Genomic DNA, 25,403 nt, shown 5'->3' on the forward strand with positions numbered 1-25,403 from the left:
GTATAGGGAACTGGCCATGTTCAGAGAAGACAACGAAGTCACACGAACGATGCGCGACCGCCTGCCCGAGGAGCAGCGCCGCATCCGGGACATCATGGAAGCCGTCGAGAACTTCTACTTCACCACGCACAACGACCAGGAAGTTAAACGCGAAATCGACGTCGTGGTCCGAGGCGCCACCCGCGCATCGAAGGACGGGCACATCCTGCTCATCACGGGTGAATCTCACGCCGGAAAGTCGTTCATGGTGAACCACTATCTCGAAGAGAACACTTCGCTGGTTCCCTTCGCGATCGAGAACAACAACACCGCATATCCGCTATTCCGGGTCACTGCGCCGCCGGGCTGCACGATGGCCGGGCTCGGACGCGAAATGGCTATGCGCTTGGGGTACAAGCTCCACAGACAGCTGTCCGAAGATCTAGTGTTCCAGCGCGTTCGAGCCCAGCTCTACGTCCAGGGCACGCGGGTCGTCGTCATCAATGAGTTCCAGCACGTACTCGATGCACCCGCGAGAAAAGGGCTACGCCACCTGACGGACACGCTTAAGAACCTCCTGCAGGAAGACGATTGGCCGATCCATCTGATCCTCCTCGGCCTTCCTGAAAGCGTCAACTTGGTCAAGCGTGACAGCAAGGAGCAGATGGAGGCCCGTGTCCTGCATCATCCGCTTGTGCCCCTCGTTGCCTCCGAACACGGCGCCGAGATCAACACCGTGATCGAGCAGGTCCTGGCAATCGCCGGGCTGAAGTCGGTGATGCCTTTCACGGATGAATTCTCGAGGAGGCTCTTTCACGGCGCCCGCTATCGACTGGGCCTCGTATTTAGGATGCTGCATTTCGTTATCGAAGATGCGCTTGATTGCGGAGAAACCGAGGTCGGCATCGAGCATTGGGACGACGCCTACATGCGGCTCGCAAAGGGCGGCCGGAATGTCTTCACCGAGGCCAAATGGTGGACGATCGTTCGGGGGGTCCGCGATGATGGTACCCTCACTCCCGAGGAGGATGAAGATGACGATAGCGGATCGTCTGGTTATTCCGCGAGGGATGGCGGCTAGCAATGCGAGGGATTTATAAAGTTCCATTTCACGCCGACGAGACGACGACGAGTCTCGCAATCCGGCTGGCATCTGCGAATGGATTGTCGCCCTATCCGTTCTGCGAAGACATGGGGTTCTCGTTCGACTCCGTAATCCACGGACGTCGCGAAGCACTAATACGTCTGAGTGAGGTTGCACATGTTCCAGACGAGCAGGTCTTCCGGAACGCTTACATAAGTGCAAGACAAGGTGCCGGCGTTCTCCGAGGTGAACAGGTGCGCTCGCCATGGATCACTCGCTACACGTCGAGGGTATGTCCTCACTGTCTCGAAGACGATTTCCGAAACGAGAGCGGCCCCCAGTCGGCACGAAGGTATTTCCGGGTTCACTGGCATTTCACCGCGATCCGTTCTTGCCCAATCCACAATGCCCCGCTGTTCCAGCTTCCCGACATTGCGAGCGCCCGAGCCTTCGATCTTGATACCCGTGCCGCAATATCCGCACGAGAGCTTAGAAAGGCGGCAGGCCTCGTAGATACGACCCCATTCACCCCCTTCGAGCAGTTTATCCTAGATCGCCTCGAAGGTCGGAAACAGGCAGGGGCTTTCGTGGACAACATGTCGATGGTCGCCGGTATCGATGTTTCGGAATTGATGGGAATGTTTGCGACGTTTGGCAAACACGTGAACCTTCATAACTTCACCGAAACAGAATGGCAGACTGGTGCTCAGGCGGGTTACGAAATCTTGAAGCGGGGCCGAGACGGTATACGTGCTTTTGGTCGGCTCATGACCTTACAGACAAATCCGCGACGATCCGCCTACGGCGGGCCTCATCTTCTGGGCGGCTTCGCGAGTATCATGGTTCCTGGAAAACGTGCTGGAGCCGATTACGATGCAGTTCGGCTTGAGCTGCTCGATTTCATCAAGGAAACTGTTGCCATCGCCGGAAAGTGCATCGTTTTCGGGGAGCGGTTGACGCAAACTCACGTCGGCTTGTCGGAAGCGTCCAAGCGTTTGAAACGGAACCAAATACAGACTAAAAATATTCTCGCACACTTTGATTGTGATAAAGACAAGACCGTCACTGTCTTTCCCTCGGATGTAGTCGAGCAGGCGAGACATTACCTTGAGGACCTGCTGCTCCCAATCGAGGCAAAAATAGTCCTCGGGGTTAGCCGGGCTGGTTTCGAACAACTCGTTGGTCAAGGTCTCATTGTACACGATCCGCTTTACCCTCAGCTGTTCCCCGGAAGTCTGCTCCGGTATTCTAAGGCGTCGCTGCAGCGGCTGCGTGACGCGGCGCTAGCCATACAGCCGGTGTCTTCGAGCGCCGGTCTGTTCTCCCTCTTCAAGGCAACCCAACGCGCCCGCGTGTTGTACGGCGACATCGTTGCACTGTTGCTTGATGGAAAACTAAAGAACGTGTTCTACGACCAAAAATTGCAGGGGCTGGATTGCATTATGGTCGATCCAGCGGAAGTAGCCAGTCATTTCAAGATCGATTCGAAGTGGATGCTGAGCGAAGAAGTCGCAGCACTCGTTGGGCTTCCGGTGCAGCAGGTTCGCCTGATGGCGAGAGAAAACCTGCTCGGCGGTCACAAATTCAATCGCATTGGATACCCTCCCACCACTATGTTCTTCGACCGCGAGGAAGTGAACAGGTTCCACGGAGCATACGTTTCCGCCACTGAATTAGGAGAGCAGACGACGCTCGGAGCCTTGGCAGTGGCACAGCGTTTGAGGTGGACAGACACCCCAAAGCTTAGAGCGAAGAAGTTAGTCTTTTACGAGAGGGTCGCCGTCGAAGCTGAACTGGCCAGGTTCCAAAGCGATTAGCCGGTCATAGCTTTCCATCCATTCTAGGGCCTCATCTTCGAAAGCAGATGGGGCCATTTCTTTTGCTGCCCGCACTGCTATCCGACTGGCAAATTCAGCCGGTAGCCTGCTCGTCGGCCAGCGGTCCACTAAAGCAGTGTCGCTTTCACGTGACGTTTGTGTCAGGAATGGTGTCGCGAGGATTGCCTAAGCCTTTGAAATCCCGTTGTAGGGTGTGTCAAATCCCGTGACGCGCGACAACTTGACGCTACCGATGGCGAGGCTGAAAAAGCATTAGATTATCGCTGCATGTAATTGATTTTATATCCAATATTTCTTCTTGCAATCCGCAAATCCCGCTCGCCGGCGTGGGATTTTTTGCGTTCGCGATCCGCGAAAGATAGTAACTTGCATTTTGATAGTTACCGGTGCTATCCACTGCGGCATGCAACGCGCCTGCTCCACAGAACTCAACTGCCCCGCCGCCCGCTCGCTTGAAAGCGTCGGCGACAGCTGGAGCATGCTTATCCTGCGGGACGCCTTTCAGGGCCTTACTCGCTTCGACGCATTTCAGAAGAGCCTCGGCGTTGCGCCGAATATCCTGACGCGGCGGCTCAAGCATCTGACAACAGAAGGCCTCTTCGAGCGCCGGCTCTATTGCGAGCGGCCGCCGCGCTACGAATATGTGCTGACCCAGAAAGGACGGGATTTCTTTCCGGTCATGATGGCGCTTTTTGCGTGGGGAAGCCAATACCTTCCGCCAGAAGAGATCGCCATGCGCCTCGGCAATCCCGAGACCGGTGAAGACCGCGAACCCCTACTCATCGATCGTGTCACGGGACGCGCCTTCTCTCCGGAGGAAACCGTCATCAAACCAGGCCCGGCGGCCGACGAGGTCGTCTACGAACGCATCGCGCATATGCGCGCATGGTTCCTGGGCTTCGACGCCTAGAGTTTTGATTTAACGCAATTCCGGACGCCAAACTGCTTTGCGCTTTTGCCGGAATTGCAATGAACAGATAGGAGCAATCATATGGATCGCATCGTTGTAACCGGCATGGGCGTCGTATCGCCGCTCGGCGTCCGGGTCGAGACTGCCTGGAAGCGACTGGTGTCGGGCGCGTCCGGCCTGCGCGTTCTGCCCGAAGACGTGGTCGGAGACCTGGCGGCCAAGGTTGGTGGCGTCGTCCCCGATATTGCCGAGGATGGAGAAGGTGGCTTCGATGTCGACCGTTACATTCCGGTCAAGGACCAAAAGAAGATGGACCGCTTCATCCTTTTCGCCATGGCCGCCGCCGAAGAGGCAATCAAGCAATCGGGCTGGCAGCCGTCAACCACAGCCGAATTCGAGCGTACCGCCACTATCGTCGCATCGGGCATCGGCGGCTTCCCGGCGATTGCCGACGCGGTTCGCACCGTCGAGACGCGTGGCCCCCGCCGTCTTTCGCCCTTCATCGTCCCCTCGTTCCTCGTCAATCTCGCGGCCGGCCAGATCAGCATCCGCTATGGCTACAAGGGCCCGCTCGGCGCGCCTGTCACGGCCTGCGCGGCAAGCGTTCAGGCCCTCGGCGACGCGGCCCGGCTGATCCGCTCCGGCGAGGCCGATGTCGCGATCTGCGGCGGCGCGGAAGCCTGCATCGAGAAGGTCAGTCTCGGCGGCTTTGCGGCGGCACGCGCCCTCTCGACCGGCTTCAGCAATCGGCCGGAAGAGGCATCCCGTCCCTTCGATACCGGCCGCGACGGCTTTGTCATGGGCGAAGGTGCAGGCATTCTCGTCATCGAGACGCTGGAACATGCTCTTGCCCGCGGTGCGACCCCGCTTGCAGAACTCGTCGGCTACGGCACGGCTGCCGATGCCTATCACATGACCTCAGGTCCGGAAGACGGCGATGGTGCGCGACGCGCCATGCACGCGGCACTCTCGCAAGCGCGCATCACGCCGGCGGAAGTCCAGCATCTGAATGCGCATGCGACGTCGACCCAGGTTGGTGACCATGGCGAGATGGAAGCGATCAAGACGATCTTCGGGCGCGAAGGCGGCATTGCCGTCAGCGGCACGAAATCAGCAACCGGGCACCTCCTCGGTGCCGCCGGCGGCCTCGAGGCAGTCTTCACCATTATGGCGCTGCGCGACCAGATTGCACCCCCTACCCGCAATCTGGTGGAACCGGATCCGGCAGCCGAAGGCATCGATCTCGTCGGTGCTACGGCGCGGCCAATGGCCATGGAATATGCCATCTCGAACGGCTTCGGTTTCGGCGGCGTGAACGCCAGCGCGCTATTCCGCCGCTGGCACTAAAACCGGCCCCTTTCCGGCAGGCAAAAACGCGCTATCATTTTCCGGATAGAGGCCGGAGACCGTTCCCATGCGCGCATTGCCTGCCGTCTTCATGCTTGCCGGATATCTCACCATCGCTCCAGTCGCTCATGCGGAAGATCCGCTGCAGGCTACGCAAGCCATGATCCAGCAACAGATCCAGGCCTTCCTGCACAACGACCCAGCGACTGCCTATTCCTTTGCAGCACCCGGCATCAAGGCGCTTTTCCCTGACAAGGACGCCTTTTTCGCCATGGTGAAGAAGAGCTACGAGCCGGTCTACCACCCCGGAAACTATGCCTTCGGCCGCAACAAATCGATCGATGACGGCGCCGTGGTCTATCAGGAGGTGCTGATCACGGGCACCGACGGTAAGGACTGGTCGGCGATCTACCAGGTCACTCGACAGCCTGATGGAAGCTACAAGATCAACGGCGTGCAGATCGTGCCGAACACGACGAGCCAGGGCATCTGAGGCGAGACATCCGAACCGCGCTTTTGTCTGGCAAACGCATTCGTTTCCCACATCCAATATCTCAGGATCTACTTGCAACTGACTGATGGCGATATGTCATAATTAAATGAGACTCTATAGCCTTCAATCTAAGTTGCGCCCCAATTGCTCTTGTCCGGGTTGGGGAACGAATGTTTCGATCGTCCTATTGGTCTCTATCAAGCCATTCGTTGTTGTATATCAGGCTCGCGACCGAAATCGTTCGGCCGGTCTCGTCACGCACCCTTACTGAAATTACCGTCCTGTCGCTCACCGGCAGTTCGTCGCGAGCGATGTCGAGAACAATCCGCGCGATCTCTCGGGGGACGGCTTCTCGGGATGGAAGCCTGGTGCCCTGTTCATCGCGTACGGGCCCGTCGCCATTATGCAAATCGAAAAAGTACCGGTTCATGAGCATCACCTGATCCTACCGGCTAACTAATCGGCATTAAATTTTGTTCCCAGTGGATGCGGCATTGATTTTAATAGAAAATACGGAAGCGCGCCTGCTCCGAACCCTTCCATCGGGCACCGGAGTCGATCGTGATTGAGCCGCTCCTCTTAAACCTGCGGAGCCACGATATTCTTTCGGAGGATGAAGTCAGGGATCTCACTTCGGTTATCGTGAAGGAACGGCGCTTCTCCGCCGGCGAGGACGTCGTCTCGGAGGGCGCACGCCCGACCTACAGCACGCTTCTGCTCGATGGCTTTTCGGGCCGATACAAGGTCCTGTCGGATGGCACGAGGCAGATAACGGCTCTGCATGTGCCCGGCGATTTCGTCGACCTGCACGCCTTCCTGTTGAAGCAGATGGACCACGGCATCATTGCAATGTCGGCATGCCATGTTGCCTTTGCCGACCATGCGCAATTGAAGAGGATCACTGAGAAATCTCCTCACCTGACCCGGCTTCTCTGGCTGGGGACATTGGTGGACGGCGCTATCCATCGCGAATGGATCGTCGCGATGGGCCGCAGGTCGAAAAAGGCGCATCTTGCGCAGCTTATCTGCGAGCTGTTCGTCCGATTGCAGGTGGTGCAACGAACTAATGGCTCCAGCTTCCAGTTCCCGCTGACGCAGCTAGAAATGGCCGATGTGCTGGGCCTCTCCCTTGTCCATCTCAACAAGACGCTGCAGGCGCTTCGCAAGGAGGGCACTTTCACTTGGGAAAACCGCACCATCACCATCGTCGACTGGGAGCGCCTCCAGGAGATCGCTGAATTCGATCGGACCTATCTCAGTCTCACTGTCGAGCCACGATAGTCCCTGTCGGATTACGGTCCGACCAGTCCTCAACAGCCGACTCCATCTGTCCATCCGCATAGCGGCCAACGCGACCTGCACAGATATTGCCTTGACAGGCAACCTTTTGGTTCCCTATATAATAGGCAACCAAAAGGTTCCGTATATCAACATGGATGATGATGCTGTCTTCAAGGCTCTGGCCGATGGAAGCCGCCGGAAATTGCTGGACCGGCTTTACGAAAGAAATGGCCAGACCCTGAGCGAGCTCTGCGTGGGCCTAGACATGACGCGGCAGGCAGTTGCAAAGCATCTCGGCCTGCTTGAGGAAGCCAACCTCGTTTCCTCGGAACGTCATGGGCGGGAGAAGCTGCATTTCATCAATCCTGTTCCGATCAACGAGATCGCGGAACGCTGGATCGGCAAATTCGAACACCGGCGCCTGAGGGCGCTGGCCGATCTGAAGGAGATCCTTGAAGGCGGCAGTCAATAGTTCGCGCCTGCCGCCGGAACGTTCCGATACCTTGAACAAAGAGGAGTTGAATCATGGCCGGCAGTAAATTCGTCTACGTCACATTCATCCGCACCACGCCGGAAGAACTTTGGTCTGCGATCGTGAACCCCGATTTCATGCGGAAATATTGGTTCAACATTCATTTCGATACGGATTGGAAGCTCGGCTCGTCCTGGAAGATGATGTTCCCCGACGGCCGCGTCGCAGATACCGGCGAAATCGTTGAGATCGAACCCGCTAAACGCCTCGTGCTCAAATGGCGAAACGAATTCAGGCCGGAGCTGAAGGCCGAGGGTTATTCGCAGTGCGTCTTCCAGATCGAGCCGGTGGGAAATGCGACGAAGCTGAGCATCACGCATACGATCGACGTTGAAAATGCCAAATTCATTGACGCCGTATCGGGCGGCTGGCCGCGCATACTTTCCAATCTCAAGTCCTTGCTCGAAACCGGCGAAGTGATGGAGATTTGAGAAGACCGACGAGGGTTGCGTCTTAAGCCTTGCGCTATAAGAGAAGCCGCCCGAATTCTCGGACGGCTGAACTATTTGATAGCCTCCGGCGTCGCCGAAACTGCCCGATGAGCCGGTGTCGTTAGAAAACCGGGCGAGGCAATGGCACTGCTATCGGCATCGCCGGATCGGGACGGATGCTTGCCGTCACAGTCATATCAGGCGCTGAGGCCGGGATAGGCGGCGGCGTCAGGATCGGAACAGGCACTTGCGCCGGAAGCAGCACCGGCGCTTGCGCTGCCATGGTGGTCGCAGGCACGGTCGCGGCAGCTGCAGACGCCATGACCGTCGGGGATACCGCAGCCATAGTCGTTGCAGGCGCTGTGATTGCATTCGTTGCAGTCGACCCGGTGTCTACAGGAAAGTAACCCATCGTCGACATCGTCTGCATAGGCACGTAGTTCATTGCAACTTCATAGCCCGGAAGCGGTGCGGGCGTTTCGAGCTGCCCGTATTCATCGCGCTTCTCGTAGAAGGCGTTTCCGCCTGCAACTGCAACATAATGCATGTTGTCGTAAGGGAATTTCAGGCCGTTGGTATGGAAGAACATTGCGTCCTTGACGCCGGGATGCCGTTCTCCGCGGAGCAAGGCGTTCGCAGCAAGATCAAGGTCCGGCTCGGCCTGGGGAAGAACCACCCTGGTCATGACGCCGGGCGCGAACTGCTTCTCCTGCGCGACGATCCCACAGATCGTGCTGGGGTAGGCGCCCGAAGTCAGCCGGTTCATCACCACCGTTCCCACCGCCATGTAGCCATCATGATCCGAGTGCTCCGACTCGAAATACATGACACGCTTCAGACAATCGCGGTCCTTGGCGGTGTAGTTGTAGGTGACTTTCCCTCCCCGGCTCAGCCGGGATTTGGAAGAATTCTGCGCGAGAGGTGTCATCGTGGACGCAGTAGTGCAACCCGTTGCCGCCAACCCCACAAACAATAACCCAGAGATACAAGTACCCAAAGCACGTTGCGCCCTCAACGTCAGGTGCCTCCTATTTGAATTCAGCCCTTATCGGTTAGGTGAAAACGTTTTAGCTGAAGTTAACAAAAACCCCAACCCCGTGACGTTCACAAAATACCCGCGCATTTTGAGGGAATATTTCATTTAAGAAACTTACGTAATTTATTGATATTAAAAGAAACTGCATGCGTGCGCATATTAAAATTCGTTAACATTCAGTCGGCGAAGGAAAATAAAAAAATATGATTTTCTTTTCGTGGCTCACGAAAGGAGAGCGTTTGCCGGCTATCGGACTGGCCAAAATCGCAGTCAAGGCCGGTAGATTCTCCCCTTGATGGGTGGCCCTCGCGCGCCCTCTTTCGATGCCTCAACGCTACAAATCATTGCTTGATTTTCACCGCCTCAACTCACGCTTGCTCTCGGATGCGCGCAATCGTCTTGCTGACTTCGTGATCGAAGGAACTCTCTGCGGCGTTCTAGAGATTCGTTAGTATTTTAGTGATTACAGATTGATCCCGGTGAATTGAGGTATACGGTTAGGTTGAAGGCCTGCCGGCGGCAGTAGGGAGCTGATCATCAAGGCACAGGATGGACAAGACCCACAAACACCTGTCAGTGGAACCGCCGACCGATCGGCTGGGTGAGCCCGACGACGGTGTTCGCAGGCTCTATCACTACACCACGATGTCCGGGCTATTGGGGATTGTCGAAAGCAAGAAGCTGCGCGCGACCGACATCCATTACATGAACGACGCCAATGAATTTAAGCATGGGCTCGCGATATTGGGCGAGATCGTCAAGGTCCGTGCCCAAACCGCGGCGGGAACCACCAAGCTTTTTCTTGAAACATTGCCGACCCGGGTGGCGCAATTTTCAAATATAAATCTGTTCGCGGCCTCCTTCACCGAAGATGGAGATCTGCTAAGTCAATGGCGAGGCTATTCCCAGGGCGGCGGTGCATCCATCGGGTTTGACACAGCGCAACTCAAATATCTCGCCTCCCTCGCGGGCTTTGATCTCATCAAATGCATTTATAATGACGAGCTAAAGAGGGAGATCGCGGGCGAATTTCTCGATCGCAAACTTGGCCATTTGGGAAAAGAAGCTGGCATCGACACGCGGGGCGCTTACTTTGCGGCCAATGGTCTGCTGTGGGAATACTACCAGTTGGCGGCTTGCTTCAAGGATAGCGCCTTTTCCGAGGAGAACGAGTGGCGTCTGGTCTCGAAAATTGCAGCAAACACCAACGGCGCGATTTCCTTTCGAGCAACGTCCAGCATGTTGATCCCCTATCTGGAGATCCCTCTCAGCCAGGAAGGTCAGGTGCAGCCATCTCTTGGATTTGACCGGATCACGATCGGTCCCAGCTCGCACAAGGAACTGATCGAGAATGCTTTCGTCATGCTATGCGAACGCGGCGGTATCCTGCCCAAGCATATTGGAAAATCGCAGAGCCCCTACAGACTTCTCTAGCGTTCTAGTGAAACCGCCTATCGAGGCAAGTGCTCCGGGAGCTTCTCGAAAGTGCTGAACTGGAAGTTCTGCACCGATCCCCAAGGGGTTGTGTGTTGATACCTCTCGCTCTTCAGCAGCTTGAATTGTTCTCCGAGAACTGCCTGCAGGCTTTCCGCATCGTAGCGGACGACGGGCAAGCCGCTGCACTTTTCCGGTCCGTCAGGCGCAAAGGCGCCGATGATCGCCCTGCCGCCGTCCTTCAGCGCTTCTGTCAGCACGCGAACATAGGCCTGTTGATCCGCCTCGGCTGTCAGGAAGTGGAATGCGGCTCGGTCGTGCCAAAGATCGTACTGGCGATCGGGCGTCCACGTAGTCACATCGGAAACAATCCATTCTATCCGCGAAGCGTCTGCCAATCGCGCTTTTGCGGTATCGAGGGCCGCGTCAGATAAATCAAGCACGGCTATTCCGGCCTGGCCGGATGCCTCCAAGGTGTCCACCAAGTGCGATGCGCCTCCGCCGATATCGATGACGGACATTTCGGGCATCAAACCGGCTTCGCTCAGGAGGCGCAGCGACAAGTCGGGGGTATCCTCATACCAGCTGACCTCGTTCTCCGCCTTGGTCGTGTACACATTTTGCCAATGTGCTTTTCGGTCAGTCGCAGCCATCAAATCATCCCCATTTGAAACCGACCTTAGCAGATATGGGGGTCGGTTCTCGGTAACGATTTTATGTACCGTGAGCGCTGTATCCGCTGACTGCGAACTTTACCTCAAACCGGCTCCAGATCGCCCTTCGCCCAGTTTTCCTGCGTTTCCGCCATGAAATCGGCGAAGCGTCCCTCGGCAATCGCCTTGCGGATTCCCTGCATCAGTTCCTGATAATAAGCGAGATTGTGCCAGGAGAGCAGCATGCCTCCGAGAGCCTCGTTCGAGCGAACAAGATGGTGGAGATAGGCGCGGGAATAGTCCCGCGAGGCGGGGCAATTCGACTGCTCGTCGAGCGGGCGCATATCCTCGGCGTGGCGGGCGTTGCGGATATTGACCTTGCCGCGGCGCGTGAAGGCGAGGCCGTGGCGGCCGGAGCGGGTCGGCATCACGCAATCGAACATGTCGATGCCGCGTGCCACCGACTTCAAGATATCGTCGGGCGTGCCGACGCCCATGAGATAGCGTGGCTTTTCCGATGGCAGCACCGGCAGCGTCGTCTCCAGCATGCTGAGCATGACATCCTGCGGCTCACCGACCGCGAGGCCGCCGACCGCATAACCCTTGAGGTCGAGCTGCTTCAATGCCTCGGCCGAGCGGATGCGCAGGTTCGGCTGGTCGCCGCCCTGGACGATGCCGAACATCGCCTTGCCGGGCTGATTACCGAAGGCGACCTTGCAACGTTCGGCCCAGCGCAGCGACATTTCCATCGCGCGCTCGATTTCCCTGGGCTCGGCAGGAAGCGCCACGCATTCATCGAGCTGCATCTGGATATCGCTGTCGAGCAGGCCCTGGATCTCGATTGACCGCTCCGGCGACATGTGATGCGTGGAACCATCGACATGCGACTTGAAGGTCACGCCCTTTTCGTCGAGCTTGCGCAGGCCGGAAAGCGACATGACCTGGAACCCGCCGGAATCCGTCAGGATCGGATGCTCCCAGCGGATCAGCTTGTGCAGGCCGCCGAGGCGGGCGACGCGCTCAGCCGTCGGGCGCAGCATCAGGTGATAGGTGTTGCCGAGGATGATGTCGGCGCCGGTCTCGCGCACTTGATCCAGATACATGGCCTTGACGGTGCCAACCGTGCCGACCGGCATGAAGGCCGGCGTGCGGATCGCACCGCGCGGCATGGAGACCTCGCCGAGGCGTGCGCCGCCATCGGTCTTCTTCAGGGTGAACTGGAACGTCTCGCTCATCTAGTCTTTCCGGAACAGGAGGCTGGCATCGCCATAGGAATAGAAGCGATAGCCCGTCTCGATAGCATGGTTGTAGGCCGCGCGCATCGTATCGAGGCCGGCAAAGGCCGAAACCAGCATGAACAGCGTCGAGCGCGGCAGGTGGAAATTGGTCATCAGGATGTCAACCGCCCTGAACCGATAGCCGGGCGTGATGAAGATGCCTGTTGCATCCGACCACGCCTGGATCCTGCCGTCCTCGCCGGCGGCACTTTCGATCAGCCGCAGCGAGGTCGTGCCGACGCAGACGATGCGCCCGCCCCTCGCCTTCACGGCATTCAATGCAGCGGCCGTCTCGGCGCTGACATGGCCGATCTCGAAATGCATCTTGTGGTCTTCGGTATCGTCGGCCTTCACAGGCAGGAAGGTGCCGGCTCCGACATGCAAAGTCACGAAATGCCGTTCGACGCCCATAGCGTCCAGCTTGGCAAACAGATCAGGCGTGAAATGCAGGCCTGCGGTCGGCGCGGCAACCGCACCCTCTTCACGGGCATAGATGGTCTGATAATCGGTGCGGTCGCGGTCGTCTTCCGGACGCTTGGCTGCGATATAGGGCGGCAGCGGGATATGGCCGACGGCAGCAATCGCCTCGTCCAGCGCCGGACCGGAAAGATCGAACAGCAGGGTTATCTCGCCTGCCTCACCCTTTTCCTCGACGGTCGCCTGCAAGCTGCCCAGCATGCAGACATTTTCACCATGGCCGAACTCGATGCGATCGCCGTCCTTGATGCGCTTGCCGGGCTTGGCAAAGGCTTTCCAGCGATCGGGTGCCGCACGCATGTGCAATGTCGCCGAAACCTGCTGGCCGGGCGCACCCTCGCGATGACGGATGCCCTCCAGCTGCGCCGGGATAACCTTGGTGTCGTTGAAGACGATTGCATCGCCTTCCCTAAGGTAAGATGGCAGATCGCGGACATTGTGGTCGGAAAGCTGCGGCTCGGCATTCGGTTCGACAACGAGCAGGCGCGCGCTGTCGCGCGGCTCGGCGGGCCTGAGCGCAATACGTTCCTCCGGCAGATCGAAATCGAAAAGGTCTACGCGCATGTCAAACTCTCAGACAAAGCGAAACCCGCCTCCGCGCCAAAAGCGCGAAGGCGGGCTCAGGATCAATCACAATCAGACGTCTGCGGCAACCCGCATGGAGACGATGGAGTCCGGATCGACGACCGGCTCGCCCTTCTTGATCTTGTCGACGTTGTCCATGCCTTCGATGACCTGGCCCCAGACGGAGTATTGCTTGTTCAGCCAGGGGCTATCGGTAAAGCAGATGAAGAACTGCGAGTTGGCGGAATTCGGGTTCTGCGAGCGCGCCATCGAGCAGGTGCCACGAACGTGGCTGAGCGCCGAGAACTCGGCCTTCAAATCTGGCTTTTCCGAACCGCCCATGCCGGCACGGCCCGGGTTGAAGCTCTCGCCATCCTTCTTGCCGAACTTCACGTCGCCGGTCTGGGCCATGAAATCGTTGATGACGCGATGGAAGACCACGCCGTCATAGGCCTTCTCGCGCGCCAGTTCCTTGATGCGCGCAACATGCAGCGGCGCGACTTCCGGCAGAAGTTGGATGACAACCTTGCCCTTGGTGGTTTCGAGGATGATGGTGTTTTCGGGATCCTTGATTTCAGCCATTCTTCTTCTCCTTGGTTTGCTTACTTCTTACCGAGCGTAACTTTGATCATCTTGTCGGGGTTGCTGACTTCGCCGTTCTGGCCTTCGCCGCGCTTGATCTTGTCGACGAGTTCCATGCCGGAAACGACCTTGCCGACGACCGTGTACTGGCCGTTCAGGAAGGAGCCATCGCCGAACATGATGAAGAACTGCGAATTGGCGGAGTTCGGATCCTGGGCGCGAGCCATGCCGACCGTACCACGGGTAAACGGTACCTTGGAAAATTCAGCCGGGATATCAGGCAGATCGGAGCTGCCGGTGCCGGCCTTCTGCGGGTCATAGCCCTTCGACATGTTGCCGAACTTCACGTCGCCGGTCTGGGCCATGAAGCCGTCGATGACGCGATGAAAGGCGACATTATCATATTCGCCCTTCTGGATGAGCGTCTTGATCTGCGCGACATGCTTCGGAGCTACCTCAGGCATGAGCTGAATGACAACGGGGCCGTCCTTCAGCTGAATGGTGATGAAGTTGTCGTCGGCAGCAACGGCGCTGACGGCGAAGGCGAACAGGCACAACAGCCCGGCAAACGCGATATGAATGAGTTTCATGGGTGCTCCATCGGGAAATTTATCTTCGGCCTAGTCTTTGAGCTTGGCCTTCAGGGCTTCAAGAACAGCTGCCGGCACGAAGGCGCTTACATCGCCGCCCATGGATGCGATCTGCCGCACCAATGTGGCCGTTATGGGCCGTGAGGCCGTGCCCGCCGGCAGAAAGATCGTCTGAACATCCGGCGCCATCTGGCGGTTCATGCCGGCCATCTGCATTTCATAGTCCAGATCGGTGCCGTCGCGGAGGCCACGCACCAGAAGCTTGGCGCCATGCACTCTTGCCGCATCGACCACCAGATTGTCGAAGGCGATCACCTCAATGTCGACCACCTGCCCCGGCAAGGCCTCGGTAAGCGAGCGGCGAATGAGATCGGCGCGCTCCTCGAAAGAAAAGAGCGGCTTCTTGCCTGGATGGATGCCGATGGCGACAATGACCCTGGAAGCGACGTTCAACGCCTGCACGAGGACGTCGAGATGTCCGTTTGTCATCGGATCGAAGGATCCAGGATAAAAGGCTGTCGTCGTCATGCTTTGCCGGCCGGTTGCTTTGCAGGCCTTTTGTCATGGATGGACCTGTATCGCAAGCAAATTGCGGATGCTCGGCCCGGCTGCGCTGAACCACAGATGAACAGGCCATTCAAGCCCGTTTCAGCTCGGCAATGCTTTATTGCGGACGTTCCCGCAACCGCACTGCCCACGCGGTTCGAAAGTCTCCATCCAAAGGCAAATGACCATGCTGGTCCTCTACGTCGCAGTCGCAATTCTCGGCTCTTTCCTCGTTGAAATGCTGCTGCATCACTTCAGGCGCAACTACGAGATCGTCTGGGTCTCCGTGCCCGAACAGACCGGCCATGACATTGCCCTGGAGATCACAAGGAATTTGCGGAAAAACCAGGCGCGAATCTGAACGCCAGATGAACAGAGCATTCAAGGTCGCTTCAGATCGGCCTTGGTAAACAGAGCCTCAACATCCGGCGGAACTATCTTGAAGCGGATGCGTTACCAGATCGAACCATAGATATGCTGATTATGACCCAAAGGAAAAAACTCATGCTCGATAAGATGAATCTGATCAACCTCGTTTGGATGACCATGGTCACGGGCATGCTGGCAGCCACAATCGCACTCTATGATCAGAAGGTGGACCAATCGAAAGTCTATGGCCCCTTCGCCTCTGCCCGGCCGTTCGTGACGAGCCAGTATTGAGGATCTGAACGCAACCCTTTTAGAGAAAGGACCGCCATGTTCACGATTTTAACAATGCTTACTGCCCTTATCAGCATCATGTTCATCGTGTCCGTGGCGTCGACCATCTCCGCATTGCGCCGCGAAACTGAAGAGATCAAGGAAATCGACAAGCATCACAAGGCTTTCTGATTTTCCCCGACCCAATGCGCTCATGTCCCCGAGCGCTTGGGCCTTTCCCACCGGACGCCGTCCCCCAACAGCGTCCGGTTTTTTTTGTCAAAATCGGCTCCAAACGAAAACCGGGCAGCAAATGCCGCCCGGTTTTTAAAGCTTGCCGATGGTAAAGCGACCTATTCCTCGCTACCAGGCGCGGCTCCCTCTTCAGAAATACCTGCCTCAGGCGGTGTGCCTTCTGTAATCTCGGCTACATCGTCCTCGCCTTCCGGCTCGCTGATACGCTCGACCGAGACGACCTTCTCATCCTTGGCGGTCGAGAAGATGGTCACGCCCTTCGTGGCGCGGCTGGCGATACGGATGCCGCCGACCGGAACACGGATCAGCTGACCGCCATCGGACACCAGCATGATCTGGTCGGTGTCTTCAACCGGGAAGGCTGCGACGAGTTCGCCGATCTCGCCGGTCTTCGAGGTATCGGTGGCACGAATGCCCTTGCCGCCGCGGCCAGAGATACGGAAGTCGTAGGATGAAGAACGCTTGCCGAAGCCCTTCTCCGAGACCGTCAGCACGAATTGCTCGCGCGCCTTCAGTTCCTCGTAGCGTTCGTCGCTCAGCTGTCCCTCTTCGGTGACTTCCTCACCCACCAGTGCGATATCTTCCTCATCGACGCCTATTGCACGGCGTTCAGCGGCAGATCTCCGGAGATAGGCAGCACGCTCCCAAGGCTCGGCATCGACATGGCCGACGATCGTCATGGAAATAATGCTGTCACCCTCACCGAGGTTGATACCGCGTACGCCGATCGAATTGCGTCCGGCAAAGACGCGCACATCATCGACCGGGAAACGGATGCACTGGCCCAACGCCGTGGTGAGCAGGACGTCGTCATGCTCCATGCAGGTCTCGACGGAGAGGATTTCGTCGCCCTCTTCCTCGAGCTTCATGGCGATCTTGCCGTTGCGGTTGACCTGGACGAAGTCGCTGAGCTTGTTGCGGCGGACCGTGCCCCGGGTCGTCGAGAACATGACGTCGAGATTATCCCAGCTGTCCTCGTCCTCGGGCAGCGGCAGGATCGTCGTGATGCGTTCGCCGGGTTCCAGCGGCAGCATGTTGATGAGTGCCTTGCCGCGCGAGGTCGGCGTGCCGATCGGCAGGCGCCAGACCTTCTCCTTGTAGACGATGCCGCGCGACGAGAAGAAGAGAACGGGCGTATGCGTATTGACCACGAATAGCCGGCTAACGAAATCCTCGTCACGAGTGGTCATGCCGGAGCGACCCTTGCCGCCGCGACGCTGCGCGCGGTAGGTCGTGAGGGGCACGCGCTTGATATAGCCGAGGTGCGAAACCGTCACGACCATATCTTCGCGGGCGATGAGATCCTCATCGTCCATTTCCAGACCGCCATCGACAATCTCGGTCCGGCGTGGCGTGCCGAATTCGTCGCGAACCGCCGTAAGCTCTTCTTTTACAATGGTTTGGATGCGAACGCGCGACGACAGAATTTCGAGGTAATCCTTGATCTCGATGCCGATCTTATTCAGTTCGTCGCCGATTTCGTCACGGCCGAGAGCGGTCAGGCGGGCGAGGCGCAATTCGAGAATGGCGCGCGCCTGTTCTTCGGAGAGGTTATATGTGCCGTCCTCGTTGATGCGATGACGCGGATCGTCGATTAGCCGGATAAGAGATTCAACGTCCGCAGCCGGCCAGCGGCGCGTCATCAGCTCTTCGCGGGCAGAACCCGGATCCGGCGCCTGGCGAATGACGCGGATGACTTCGTCGATATTGGCGACGGCGATTGCGAGACCGACCAAGACGTGGGCGCGCTCGCGCGCCTTGCGCAGCAGGTATTTCGTGCGGCGGCTGACGACTTCCTCGCGGAAGGAAACGAAGGCGCGAAGCATGTCGAGCAGCGTCAACTGCTCCGGCTTGCCGCCATTCAACGCCACCATGTTGCAGCCGAAGGAGGTCTGCAGCGGCGTATAGCGATAAAGCTGGTTCAGGATGACATCCGCATTCGCATCGCGCTTCAGCTCGATGACGACGCGGTAGCCCTGACGGTCGGACTCGTCGCGCAGATCGGAGATGCCTTCGATGCGCTTTTCGCGCACCAGTTCGGCCATCTTTTCGATCATCGTCGACTTGTTTACCTGATAGGGAATCTCGGTGATGATGATCTGCTCGCGGTCCCCGCGCATAGGCTCGATCGCGGCAACGCCGCGCATAATGACCGAACCGCGACCGGTCTCGTAGGCGGAGCGAATGCCGGCGCGGCCGAGGATCTTGGCGGCGGTCGGGAAGTCCGGGCCTGGAATGATCTGCATCATTTCCGGTAGTTCGATCGCCGGGTCGTTAATCAGCGCGATGCAGCCATCGATGACTTCGGACAGATTATGCGGCGGGATGTTTGTCGCCATCCCGACGGCGATACCGCCGGCGCCATTGACCAGCAGGTTCGGGAATTTGGCGGGAACGACAACCGGTTCGGAGAGCGTACCGTCATAGTTTTCACGGAAATCGACGGTTTCCTTGTCGAGGTCGTCCAGCAGCGAATGCGCGGCCTTCTGCAGACGGCACTCGGTGTAACGTTCGGCCGCCGGTGGGTCGCCATCGACAGAACCGAAATTGCCCTGACCGTCGATCAGCGGCAGCCGGAGCGACCAGTCCTGCGCCATACGGGCAAGCGCATCGTAGATCGCCGCGTTGCCATGCGGATGGTATTTACCCATCACGTCACCGGTGACGCGGGCGCATTTCACGTATTTCTTGTTCCAGTCGATGCCGAGCTCGGACATGCCGTAGAGGATGCGCCGGTGAACCGGTTTCAGCCCGTCGCGCACGTCGGGAAGCGCGCGGCTCACGATGACGCTCATGGCGTAATCGAGATACGACCGCTGCATTTCCTCCATGATGGAAATTGGCTCGATGCCTGGCGGGAGCTTCCCGCCGCCGGGAGTGGATTGCTCAGTCAAAACGGATCACGATCTCTTTTAGAATCACTGCAGAATTTATATCCGAAACCATGCGCTTACGCCAATTTTGGCGGGTGCCTGGAACGGGCTTATCCCCTCTTTAAACGATGGAATCGCGCATTTCCGTGGCAGATTTTCGTCTCCTGCCTTGCGAATGCTGTTCCGTCGCATATCAATGGTCCAACAGGCAACAAAACGACCCTACGGGAACATGATATGGCGATTGCGGATACGCTGATCAATGCCTTCACGACGCTGCTCGTCACCGTCGATCCGCCGGGTCTCGCGCCGCTGTTTCTGGGGCTGACGACGGGCATGAACCGCTCGGAGCGCAGCCAGGTGGCGCTGCGCGGCTCTTTGATCGCATTCGGCATTCTGGCCGCTTTCGCCCTTTTCGGCTCCAGCGTGCTCGGCATCCTCGGAATTTCGATCGGCGCCTTCCGCATTGCCGGCGGCCTGCTGCTTTTCTGGATTGCCTTCGAGATGGTTTTCGAGAGGCGGCAGGACCGCAAGGAAAAGACGAAGGACGTCGCGATCACGCTGGACCAGATCCACAATATCGCAGTTTTTCCGCTGGCCCTTCCGCTGATCGCGGGCCCCGGCGCGATCTCGGCCACCATTCTGCTCGCGGGATCGCTGCAATCGTCCTTCGAGCGGGCGCAGCTGATCGGCGTGATCGCCATCAACCTGCTGCTGCTCTTCGCGACCCTCTTGATTGCCGAACGCCTGGACCGCTTTCTTGGTGTCACCGGCCGCGCGATCCTCACCCGCCTCCTCGGCGTCATCCTGGCGGCGCTCGCGGCACAATTCGTCGTTGACGGGACCAAAGCGGCGTTGAGCCTCGCTGGCGGCGCACCGCATTGATCGAACGCGGAACCCTCGCCGGATTTCAGCGTTAGCTGTCCAGAAAACTGGAGAGACGAGATGGCCGACCATTCCATTACGGCATCAGGCGACACCGGTCCGATCCCGGTGGACGATCCGCAGCGTGTTCTTACGATTTCAGCACCAACCGACCCGGATCTATCTGTCGTCAGTCTTGCGGGAGATACCTACACGATCCTCATTTCCAGCGCGCAGACGGAGGGTCGATACTGTCTTATCGACATGCTGGTTCCCGATGGCGGCGGGCCTCCGCTGCACAGGCATGATTTCGAAGAGATGTTCACGCTGCTTGAGGGCGAACTGGAATTCACCTTCCGCGGCAAAACGTTCACGGTGAAAGCACCGGCAAACATCAACATACCGGCGAATGCGCCGCATCGGTTTCAAAACAGGTCCGGACGCATGACGCATATGCTGTGCATGTGTACGCCCGGCGGGCAGGACGAATTCTTTCTCTCGGTGGGAATGCCCATCGACAAAGGCGCGCCACCCTCTCCCAAATTAAGCGAAGAGGAAGCCGAAAGCCGCCGAGCGCTGGCGCAGCGGCTTGCGCCCAAATATCGGACTGAAATGCTCGGCCATCCCCAGCAGCCGATCAGAGACCGGCATTTGAAACAGCAGCCGCCATAGGTTTGAATTCATCGAGGCGATCGAACGGCTTGCAAGTCTCGCGCGCCGCCGCGATAGACGAACGTCGGCGAGCGCGTTCGAAATTCCATCTCAAAACGGAATATCGTCGTCCAGATCCCGCGAGAAGTTGCTTCCACCACCACCGCTGCTGTTACCGCCGCGACCGGAGGACGGGGACTGGCCGTAGTCGTCGCCATATCCACCACCGCCGCCGCCGTAATCATTGCCGCGACCACCGCGACTGCCACCTTCGCTGGCGCCGCCGCCTTCGCCGCGGCCATCCAGCATCGTAAGCGTCGAATTGAAGCCCTGCAGCACGATTTCGGTGGAATAGCGGTCCTGGCCGTTCTGGTCCTGCCATTTGCGGGTCTGGAGTGCGCCCTCGATATAGAGCTTGGCGCCCTTCTTCACATATTGCTCGACGACCTTGCAGAGGCCTTCGTTGAAGACGACGACAGTATGCCATTCGGTCTTTTCGCGGCGTTCGCCGGAATTGCGGTCGCGCCAGGTTTCCGACGTCGCAATCCGAAGATTGGCGATCGGCCGGCCGTCCTGCGTCCGCCGGATTTCGGGGTCAGCCCCCACGTTTCCGACCAGAATTACCTTGTTCACGCTACCAGCCATGCTTTTCACCCTGCTTGCCGCCCTGCCCGGCGGCGTTCTAACCAATCGATATACTTTAAACCATCGCGCTGGCGAATGCGCTCGCCGCCGGTTTAATCCACAAGGAATTTTGTTCTTTATTTGTTCTAGTTTATGTCTATGATCCTGTCAACAGAATCGAAAACCTGATCCCTCCGTTCATTTGAGCCTCGACTCGCCAGCCGGCATCACTAAATAAGGGCGGAGACCAAGGGACCAAGCTAAAGACGATGAGTGAACTGAAAACAATTTCCATCCGCGGCGCACGCGAACATAATCTCAAGGGCATCGATCTTGAGCTTCCGCGCAACAAGCTGATCGTCATGACGGGGCTATCGGGCTCCGGCAAATCCTCGCTTGCCTTCGACACGATCTATGCCGAGGGTCAGCGGCGCTATGTCGAGAGCCTGTCGGCCTATGCGCGGCAATTTCTCGAGATGATGCAGAAGCCCGACGTCGACCAGATCGACGGGCTTTCTCCGGCCATTTCCATCGAGCAGAAGACGACGTCGCGCAATCCGCGCTCGACAGTCGGCACCGTCACCGAAATCCACGACTATATGCGACTGCTTTTCGCGCGTGTCGGCGTCCCCTACTCGCCGGCCACGGGTCTCCCGATCGAGAGCCAGACCGTCAGCCAGATGGTCGACCGCATCCTTACCTTCGGCGAAGGCACGCGGCTCTATATATTGGCGCCTTTGGTCCGCGGCCGAAAGGGCGAGTACAAGAAGGAACTGGCGGAGCTCATGAAAAAGGGCTTCCAGCGCGTCAAGGTCGACGGCCAGTTCTACGAAATCGCCGAGGCGCCCGCGCTAGACAAGAAATACAAACATGACATCGATGTTGTGGTCGACCGTATCGTCGTGCGTTCCGATGTGTCTGCTCGCCTGGCGGACAGCCTCGAGACCTGCCTGCGGCTTGCCGACGGGCTCGCCGTCGCCGAATTCGCCGACAAGCCGCTTCCGCCGGAGGAAACGGCGGCGGGCGGATCGGCCAACAAGTCCCTGAACGAAACCCACGAGCGCGTGCTCTTTTCGGAGAAGTTCGCCTGTCCAGTCTCCGGCTTCACCATTCCGGAAATCGAACCGCGGCTGTTTTCGTTCAACAATCCGACCGGCGCCTGCCCGACCTGCGACGGCCTCGGTTCGCAGCAGAAGATCGATCGGGACCTGATAGTACCGGAACATGAGCGAACATTGCGCGACGGGGCGATCTCACCCTGGGCCAAGTCGACCTCGCCCTATTACAATCAGACGCTGGAAGCGCTCGGCAAGCACTACGGTTTCAAGCTGAGCAACCGCTGGAGCGATCTGTCCGACGAGGCGAAGGACGTCATCCTCAACGGCACGGAAGACAAGATCGAATTCCATTACGCCGACGGCGCGCGCTCCTATACGACGCACAAGAATTTCGAAGGTATCGTGCCGAACCTCGAGCGCCGCTGGAAGGAAACGGATTCCGCCTGGGCGCGCGAGGAGATCGAGCGTTACATGTCGGCGGCCCCCTGCCCGGCCTGCAACGGCTTTCGCCTGAAGCCGGAAGCGCTCGCCGTCAAGATCGACAAGCTGCATATCGGACAGGTGTCCGACATGTCGATCCGGATCGCACGCGACTGGTTCGAAAAGCTGCCGCAGACGTTCAATGCCAAGCAGAATGAAATCGCCGTTCGCATCCTCAAGGAAATCCGTGATCGCCTTCGCTTCCTGAACGATGTCGGGCTCGAATATCTCAGCCTGTCGCGCAATTCAGGCACGCTGTCCGGTGGCGAGAGCCAGCGCATTCGCCTCGCATCACAGATCGGATCGGGGCTTACGGGCGTTCTCTACGTTCTGGACGAGCCGTCGATCGGCCTGCACCAGCGTGACAATGCGCGCCTGCTCGAAACGCTGAAACACCTGCGCGATATCGGCAATACTGTGATCGTGGTCGAGCATGACGAGGATGCGATCCTGACGGCCGACGACGTGGTGGACATAGGCCCGGCGGCCGGCGTCCATGGCGGCCAGGTCGTCGCCCACGGCACGCCGCAGGAGATCATGGCCAATCCGAAATCGCTGACGGGCAAGTATCTCTCCGGCGAACTCGGCGTTCCCGTGCCTTCCGAGCGGCGCAAGCCGAAGAAGGGCAAGGAAATCAAGGTTATCGGCGCCCGCGGCAACAACCTGAAGAACGTGACGGCTGCCATTCCGCTCGGCGTTTTCACGGCTGTGACGGGTGTTTCCGGTGGTGGCAAGTCCACCTTCCTGATCGAGACGCTCTACAAATCCGCGGCGCGGCGCGTCATGGGCGCTCGCGAAATCCCGGCCGATCACGACCGCATAGACGGCTTCGAGCATATCGACAAGGTGATCGACATCGACCAGTCCCCGATTGGTCGTACGCCGCGATCGAACCCCGCGACCTATACCGGCGCGTTCACGCCGATCCGTGACTGGTTCGCAGGCCTGCCCGAAGCGAAGGCGCGCGGCTATCAGCCGGGGCGGTTCTCGTTCAACGTCAAGGGCGGACGCTGCGAGGCCTGCCAGGGCGACGGCGTGATCAAGATCGAGATGCACTTCTTGCCTGACGTCTACGTCACCTGCGATGTCTGCCATGGCAAGCGCTATAACCGCGAGACGCTCGACGTCACCTTCAAGGGCAAGTCGATAGCCGACGTGCTCGACATGACGGTCGAGGAAGGCGTCGAATTCTTCGCGGCGGTCCCGGCGGTGCGCGACAAGCTGCAGTCGCTCTTCGATGTCGGCCTCGGCTATATCAAGGTCGGCCAGCAGGCGAATACGCTTTCGGGTGGCGAGGCGCAGCGCGTCAAGCTAGCCAAGGAACTGTCGAAGCGCTCGACCGGGCGCACGCTCTACATCCTCGACGAACCGACGACCGGCCTGCACTTCCACGACGTCGCCAAGCTCTTGGAGATGCTGCACGAGCTGGTGAACCAGGGCAATTCCGTTGTGGTCATCGAGCACAATCTCGAGGTCATCAAGACCGCCGATTGGGTTCTCGATTTTGGCCCTGAGGGAGGCGACGGCGGCGGCGAGATCGTGGCGACGGGCACGCCGGAGGCAATCGTCAAGGAGAAGCGATCCTATACTGGCCAGTTCCTCAGGGAACTGCTGGAGCGGCGGCCGGTGAAGAAGGTCGTGGCGGCGGAGTGATCTTTTGGCAAACTCGGTCTTCCGATTTTATTCGGCGACGCCCCGAGACATTCAACGGGAGTTTTTTGGCGCCAACAAGACTCCACTTGTCCGCTTTCATGGACTTAAAATTGGAAGATCGCCGTTCTTCAAGATGACGGTCGTGACCGAAGAGGGTTTGGCGTCAACTGAGTTTCAGGGTTGGCTTGATCGAAATTGCAAGCTGGTGACAGGAAAATATCTTGGGTGGACAGGAAATGAGCGCTCATATTTGGTTCACCGACCCTCCAACTGGCGTTTGCGTTGTCTGATTTGGATGTTTCAGAGCAGACGGCGAGCAGCCAAGTATTGGAATCTGATAAAGTTCGCCCTTGGGACTGGACTTAAGAACAAGTCGAACGATCAAAGAAAATTGTAACGTCGAAGCGCTCATTCAAACTTCAACGAGGAGGACTTCATGACCAAATCCGGAATAATCCGAACCGGTATCGGCGGCTGGACCTTTGAACCGTGGCGCGGTCATTTCTTTCCGAAGGAGCTGAAGCAGAAGGACGAGCTCAACTTTGCCAGCCGGCAGCTGAAGGTGATCGAAGTCAACGGCACCTATTACAGCACACAAAAGCCTGCGGTCTTTGCAAAATGGGCGTCAGATGTGCCCGATGGCTTTATCTTTTCGCTGAAGGCAACGCGGTTCGTCACCAATCGCAAGGTGCTGGCGGAGGCAGGTGAATCGATGGAACGATTTCTGCAGTCCGGTATCAGCGAACTTGGCGACCATCTGGGACCGCTGCTCTGGCAATTCGCGCCGACGAAGAAGTTCGAGCCCGAGGATTTCGAGGCATTCCTGAAGCTGCTGCCGGCAAAGCAGGACGGGCTTCCGTTGCGTCATGTGGTGGAAGTCCGCCATGATTCCTTCAAGGTGGCGGAATTCGTTGCGCTCCTTGAGAAATATGGCGTGGCGCCGGTTCTCGCCGAGCATTTCGACTATCCGATGATCGCTGATGTCACCGCCGATTTCGTCTATGCCCGCCTTCAAAAGGGATCGGACGATATTCCGACCTGCTACCCGCCGAAGGATCTGAAGGCGTGGGCCGACCGGCTTGAAACCTGGGCGGAGGGCAAGATTCCCGACGATCTGCCGCTCATCGACCCCGACCGGAAGGTCAAGGTTGAACCAAGGGACGTCTTTGCCTTCATGATCCACGAAGGCAAGGTCAATGCGCCGCATGGGGCGATCGCCTTGCAGAAATCCCTTTCGAAATAGAGTGTCGCG

General features: G+C 58.3%; 25 protein-coding genes. 15 read left to right on the forward strand and 10 right to left on the reverse strand.

The window, feature by feature from the left end; translation table 11 throughout:
* The first annotated feature begins 16 nt into the window (after positions 1-16).
* The 5 genes from EV561_RS18440 (at position 17) to EV561_RS18460 (ending at position 5,651) form a co-directional block, all read left to right on the forward strand.
* On the forward strand, positions 17-1,060 hold the full coding sequence (locus EV561_RS18440) for an ATP-binding protein (protein WP_132523763.1): 1,044 nt from the start codon (positions 17-19) through the stop codon (positions 1,058-1,060).
* 590 nt (positions 1,061-1,650) lie between these two features.
* A complete protein-coding gene (locus EV561_RS18445) occupies positions 1,651-2,880 on the forward strand; it encodes a hypothetical protein (RefSeq protein ID WP_245512733.1) in 1,230 nt (409 codons plus the stop codon).
* Between the two features lie 424 nt (positions 2,881-3,304).
* The gene (locus EV561_RS18450; RefSeq protein WP_132523765.1) at positions 3,305-3,811 is read left to right on the forward strand and encodes a helix-turn-helix domain-containing protein; all 507 of its coding nucleotides are present in this window, start codon (positions 3,305-3,307) and stop codon (positions 3,809-3,811) included.
* 81 nt (positions 3,812-3,892) lie between these two features.
* Positions 3,893-5,158: a beta-ketoacyl-ACP synthase II gene (gene fabF / locus EV561_RS18455; protein ID WP_132523766.1), complete on the forward strand. Its 1,266-nt coding sequence runs from the start codon at positions 3,893-3,895 to the stop codon at positions 5,156-5,158.
* Positions 5,159-5,225: 67 nt separating this feature from the next.
* Complete coding sequence (locus EV561_RS18460; protein WP_132523767.1) at positions 5,226-5,651, forward strand: DUF4864 domain-containing protein; 426 nt, start codon at positions 5,226-5,228, stop codon at positions 5,649-5,651.
* Between the two features lie 184 nt (positions 5,652-5,835).
* Here the strand turns inward: EV561_RS18460 and EV561_RS37920 are convergent, their stop codons facing one another.
* Positions 5,836-6,081 carry a hypothetical protein gene (locus EV561_RS37920; protein ID WP_132523963.1) on the reverse strand — a complete coding sequence of 82 codons (246 nt, stop codon included), beginning with the start codon at positions 6,079-6,081 and terminating at the stop codon, positions 5,836-5,838.
* Positions 6,082-6,212: 131 nt separating this feature from the next.
* Between EV561_RS37920 and EV561_RS18470 the strand changes: the two genes are divergently transcribed.
* The 3 genes from EV561_RS18470 (at position 6,213) to EV561_RS18480 (ending at position 7,895) form a co-directional block, all read left to right on the forward strand.
* Entirely contained in the window at positions 6,213-6,932 is a 720-nt protein-coding gene (locus tag EV561_RS18470) for a Crp/Fnr family transcriptional regulator (protein WP_132523768.1), read from the forward strand.
* A 151-nt stretch (positions 6,933-7,083) separates the two neighbouring features.
* Positions 7,084-7,404: a metalloregulator ArsR/SmtB family transcription factor gene (locus EV561_RS18475; RefSeq protein ID WP_132523769.1), complete on the forward strand. Its 321-nt coding sequence runs from the start codon at positions 7,084-7,086 to the stop codon at positions 7,402-7,404.
* A gap of 53 nt (positions 7,405-7,457) precedes the next feature.
* A complete protein-coding gene (locus tag EV561_RS18480) occupies positions 7,458-7,895 on the forward strand; it encodes an SRPBCC family protein (protein ID WP_132523770.1) in 438 nt (145 codons plus the stop codon).
* Between the two features lie 121 nt (positions 7,896-8,016).
* Here EV561_RS18480 and EV561_RS18485 read toward each other — a convergent pair whose 3' ends face one another.
* On the reverse strand, positions 8,017-8,910 hold the full coding sequence (locus EV561_RS18485) for a cell wall hydrolase (RefSeq protein ID WP_132523771.1): 894 nt from the start codon (positions 8,908-8,910) through the stop codon (positions 8,017-8,019).
* A 570-nt stretch (positions 8,911-9,480) separates the two neighbouring features.
* Here EV561_RS18485 and EV561_RS18490 point away from each other — a divergent pair.
* On the forward strand, positions 9,481-10,365 hold the full coding sequence (locus tag EV561_RS18490; protein WP_132523772.1) for a DUF2971 domain-containing protein: 885 nt from the start codon (positions 9,481-9,483) through the stop codon (positions 10,363-10,365).
* Positions 10,366-10,382: 17 nt separating this feature from the next.
* Here the strand turns inward: EV561_RS18490 and EV561_RS18495 are convergent, their stop codons facing one another.
* The 6 genes from EV561_RS18495 to coaD form a co-directional block, all read right to left on the reverse strand.
* Positions 10,383-11,018, reverse strand: coding sequence for a class I SAM-dependent methyltransferase (locus EV561_RS18495; RefSeq protein WP_132523773.1), 636 nt, complete (start codon positions 11,016-11,018; stop codon positions 10,383-10,385).
* Between the two features lie 104 nt (positions 11,019-11,122).
* Entirely contained in the window at positions 11,123-12,253 is a 1,131-nt protein-coding gene (gene tgt, locus EV561_RS18500; RefSeq protein ID WP_132523774.1) for a tRNA guanosine(34) transglycosylase Tgt, read from the reverse strand.
* On the reverse strand, positions 12,254-13,336 hold the full coding sequence (gene queA, locus EV561_RS18505; protein ID WP_132523775.1) for a tRNA preQ1(34) S-adenosylmethionine ribosyltransferase-isomerase QueA: 1,083 nt from the start codon (positions 13,334-13,336) through the stop codon (positions 12,254-12,256). It lies immediately after the preceding gene.
* A 72-nt stretch (positions 13,337-13,408) separates the two neighbouring features.
* Positions 13,409-13,918: a peptidylprolyl isomerase gene (locus EV561_RS18510; protein ID WP_132523776.1), complete on the reverse strand. Its 510-nt coding sequence runs from the start codon at positions 13,916-13,918 to the stop codon at positions 13,409-13,411.
* A 20-nt stretch (positions 13,919-13,938) separates the two neighbouring features.
* Entirely contained in the window at positions 13,939-14,508 is a 570-nt protein-coding gene (locus tag EV561_RS18515) for a peptidylprolyl isomerase (RefSeq protein WP_132523777.1), read from the reverse strand.
* Between the two features lie 30 nt (positions 14,509-14,538).
* Positions 14,539-15,036, reverse strand: coding sequence for a pantetheine-phosphate adenylyltransferase (gene coaD, locus EV561_RS18520; protein ID WP_132523778.1), 498 nt, complete (start codon positions 15,034-15,036; stop codon positions 14,539-14,541).
* Positions 15,037-15,241: 205 nt separating this feature from the next.
* On the opposite strand from coaD, the gene EV561_RS18525 reads away from it, so the two are divergent.
* Positions 15,242-15,415, forward strand: a complete 174-nt coding sequence (locus tag EV561_RS18525; RefSeq protein ID WP_245512734.1) for a hypothetical protein — start codon at positions 15,242-15,244, stop codon at positions 15,413-15,415.
* Positions 15,416-15,558: 143 nt separating this feature from the next.
* Entirely contained in the window at positions 15,559-15,714 is a 156-nt protein-coding gene (locus EV561_RS37235) for a hypothetical protein (protein ID WP_165927854.1), read from the forward strand.
* A gap of 332 nt (positions 15,715-16,046) precedes the next feature.
* Here the strand turns inward: EV561_RS37235 and gyrA are convergent, their stop codons facing one another.
* Entirely contained in the window at positions 16,047-18,842 is a 2,796-nt protein-coding gene (gene gyrA / locus EV561_RS18530) for a DNA gyrase subunit A (protein ID WP_132523779.1), read from the reverse strand.
* Between the two features lie 216 nt (positions 18,843-19,058).
* Between gyrA and EV561_RS18535 the strand changes: the two genes are divergently transcribed.
* Together EV561_RS18535 and EV561_RS18540 are read left to right on the forward strand one after the other, a co-directional pair.
* Complete coding sequence (locus EV561_RS18535; protein WP_132523780.1) at positions 19,059-19,706, forward strand: MarC family protein; 648 nt, start codon at positions 19,059-19,061, stop codon at positions 19,704-19,706.
* 60 nt (positions 19,707-19,766) lie between these two features.
* Positions 19,767-20,357 (forward strand): cupin domain-containing protein, encoded by a 591-nt coding sequence (locus EV561_RS18540; RefSeq protein WP_132523781.1) that lies wholly within the window; start codon positions 19,767-19,769, stop codon positions 20,355-20,357.
* Positions 20,358-20,447: 90 nt separating this feature from the next.
* On the opposite strand, the gene EV561_RS18545 is transcribed toward EV561_RS18540, so the two are convergent.
* On the reverse strand, positions 20,448-20,981 hold the full coding sequence (locus tag EV561_RS18545) for a single-stranded DNA-binding protein (protein ID WP_132523782.1): 534 nt from the start codon (positions 20,979-20,981) through the stop codon (positions 20,448-20,450).
* A 248-nt stretch (positions 20,982-21,229) separates the two neighbouring features.
* On the opposite strand from EV561_RS18545, the gene uvrA reads away from it, so the two are divergent.
* The gene (gene uvrA / locus EV561_RS18550; protein ID WP_132523783.1) at positions 21,230-24,151 is read left to right on the forward strand and encodes an excinuclease ABC subunit UvrA; all 2,922 of its coding nucleotides are present in this window, start codon (positions 21,230-21,232) and stop codon (positions 24,149-24,151) included.
* 436 nt (positions 24,152-24,587) lie between these two features.
* The gene (locus EV561_RS18555; protein ID WP_132523784.1) at positions 24,588-25,394 is read left to right on the forward strand and encodes a DUF72 domain-containing protein; all 807 of its coding nucleotides are present in this window, start codon (positions 24,588-24,590) and stop codon (positions 25,392-25,394) included.
* The last annotated feature ends 9 nt before the right edge of the window (positions 25,395-25,403 follow it).

Source organism: Rhizobium sp. BK376 (assembly GCF_004341625.1).
Taxonomy (GTDB): Bacteria; Pseudomonadota; Alphaproteobacteria; order Rhizobiales; family Rhizobiaceae; genus Rhizobium.

Bases quoted from the DNA above. Each gene is read 5' to 3' on its own strand.
- EV561_RS18440 (WP_132523763.1), top strand. From the start codon at position 17: ATGTTCAGAGAAGACAACGAAGTCACACGAACGATGCGCGACCGCCTG.
- EV561_RS18450 (WP_132523765.1), top strand. From the start codon at position 3,305: ATGCAACGCGCCTGCTCCACAGAACTCAACTGCCCCGCCGCCCGCTCG.
- fabF (WP_132523766.1), top strand. From the start codon at position 3,893: ATGGATCGCATCGTTGTAACCGGCATGGGCGTCGTATCGCCGCTCGGC.
- EV561_RS18460 (WP_132523767.1), top strand. From the start codon at position 5,226: ATGCGCGCATTGCCTGCCGTCTTCATGCTTGCCGGATATCTCACCATC.
- EV561_RS37920 (WP_132523963.1), bottom strand. From the start codon at position 6,081: ATGAACCGGTACTTTTTCGATTTGCATAATGGCGACGGGCCCGTACGC.
- EV561_RS18475 (WP_132523769.1), top strand. From the start codon at position 7,084: ATGGATGATGATGCTGTCTTCAAGGCTCTGGCCGATGGAAGCCGCCGG.
- EV561_RS18480 (WP_132523770.1), top strand. From the start codon at position 7,458: ATGGCCGGCAGTAAATTCGTCTACGTCACATTCATCCGCACCACGCCG.
- EV561_RS18490 (WP_132523772.1), top strand. From the start codon at position 9,481: ATGGACAAGACCCACAAACACCTGTCAGTGGAACCGCCGACCGATCGG.
- EV561_RS18495 (WP_132523773.1), bottom strand. From the start codon at position 11,018: ATGGCTGCGACTGACCGAAAAGCACATTGGCAAAATGTGTACACGACC.
- tgt (WP_132523774.1), bottom strand. From the start codon at position 12,253: ATGAGCGAGACGTTCCAGTTCACCCTGAAGAAGACCGATGGCGGCGCA.
- queA (WP_132523775.1), bottom strand. From the start codon at position 13,336: ATGCGCGTAGACCTTTTCGATTTCGATCTGCCGGAGGAACGTATTGCG.
- EV561_RS18510 (WP_132523776.1), bottom strand. From the start codon at position 13,918: ATGGCTGAAATCAAGGATCCCGAAAACACCATCATCCTCGAAACCACC.
- EV561_RS18515 (WP_132523777.1), bottom strand. From the start codon at position 14,508: ATGAAACTCATTCATATCGCGTTTGCCGGGCTGTTGTGCCTGTTCGCC.
- coaD (WP_132523778.1), bottom strand. From the start codon at position 15,036: ATGACGACGACAGCCTTTTATCCTGGATCCTTCGATCCGATGACAAAC.
- EV561_RS18525 (WP_245512734.1), top strand. From the start codon at position 15,242: ATGCTGGTCCTCTACGTCGCAGTCGCAATTCTCGGCTCTTTCCTCGTT.
- EV561_RS37235 (WP_165927854.1), top strand. From the start codon at position 15,559: ATGCTCGATAAGATGAATCTGATCAACCTCGTTTGGATGACCATGGTC.
- EV561_RS18535 (WP_132523780.1), top strand. From the start codon at position 19,059: ATGGCGATTGCGGATACGCTGATCAATGCCTTCACGACGCTGCTCGTC.
- EV561_RS18540 (WP_132523781.1), top strand. From the start codon at position 19,767: ATGGCCGACCATTCCATTACGGCATCAGGCGACACCGGTCCGATCCCG.
- EV561_RS18545 (WP_132523782.1), bottom strand. From the start codon at position 20,981: ATGGCTGGTAGCGTGAACAAGGTAATTCTGGTCGGAAACGTGGGGGCT.
- uvrA (WP_132523783.1), top strand. From the start codon at position 21,230: ATGAGTGAACTGAAAACAATTTCCATCCGCGGCGCACGCGAACATAAT.
- EV561_RS18555 (WP_132523784.1), top strand. From the start codon at position 24,588: ATGACCAAATCCGGAATAATCCGAACCGGTATCGGCGGCTGGACCTTT.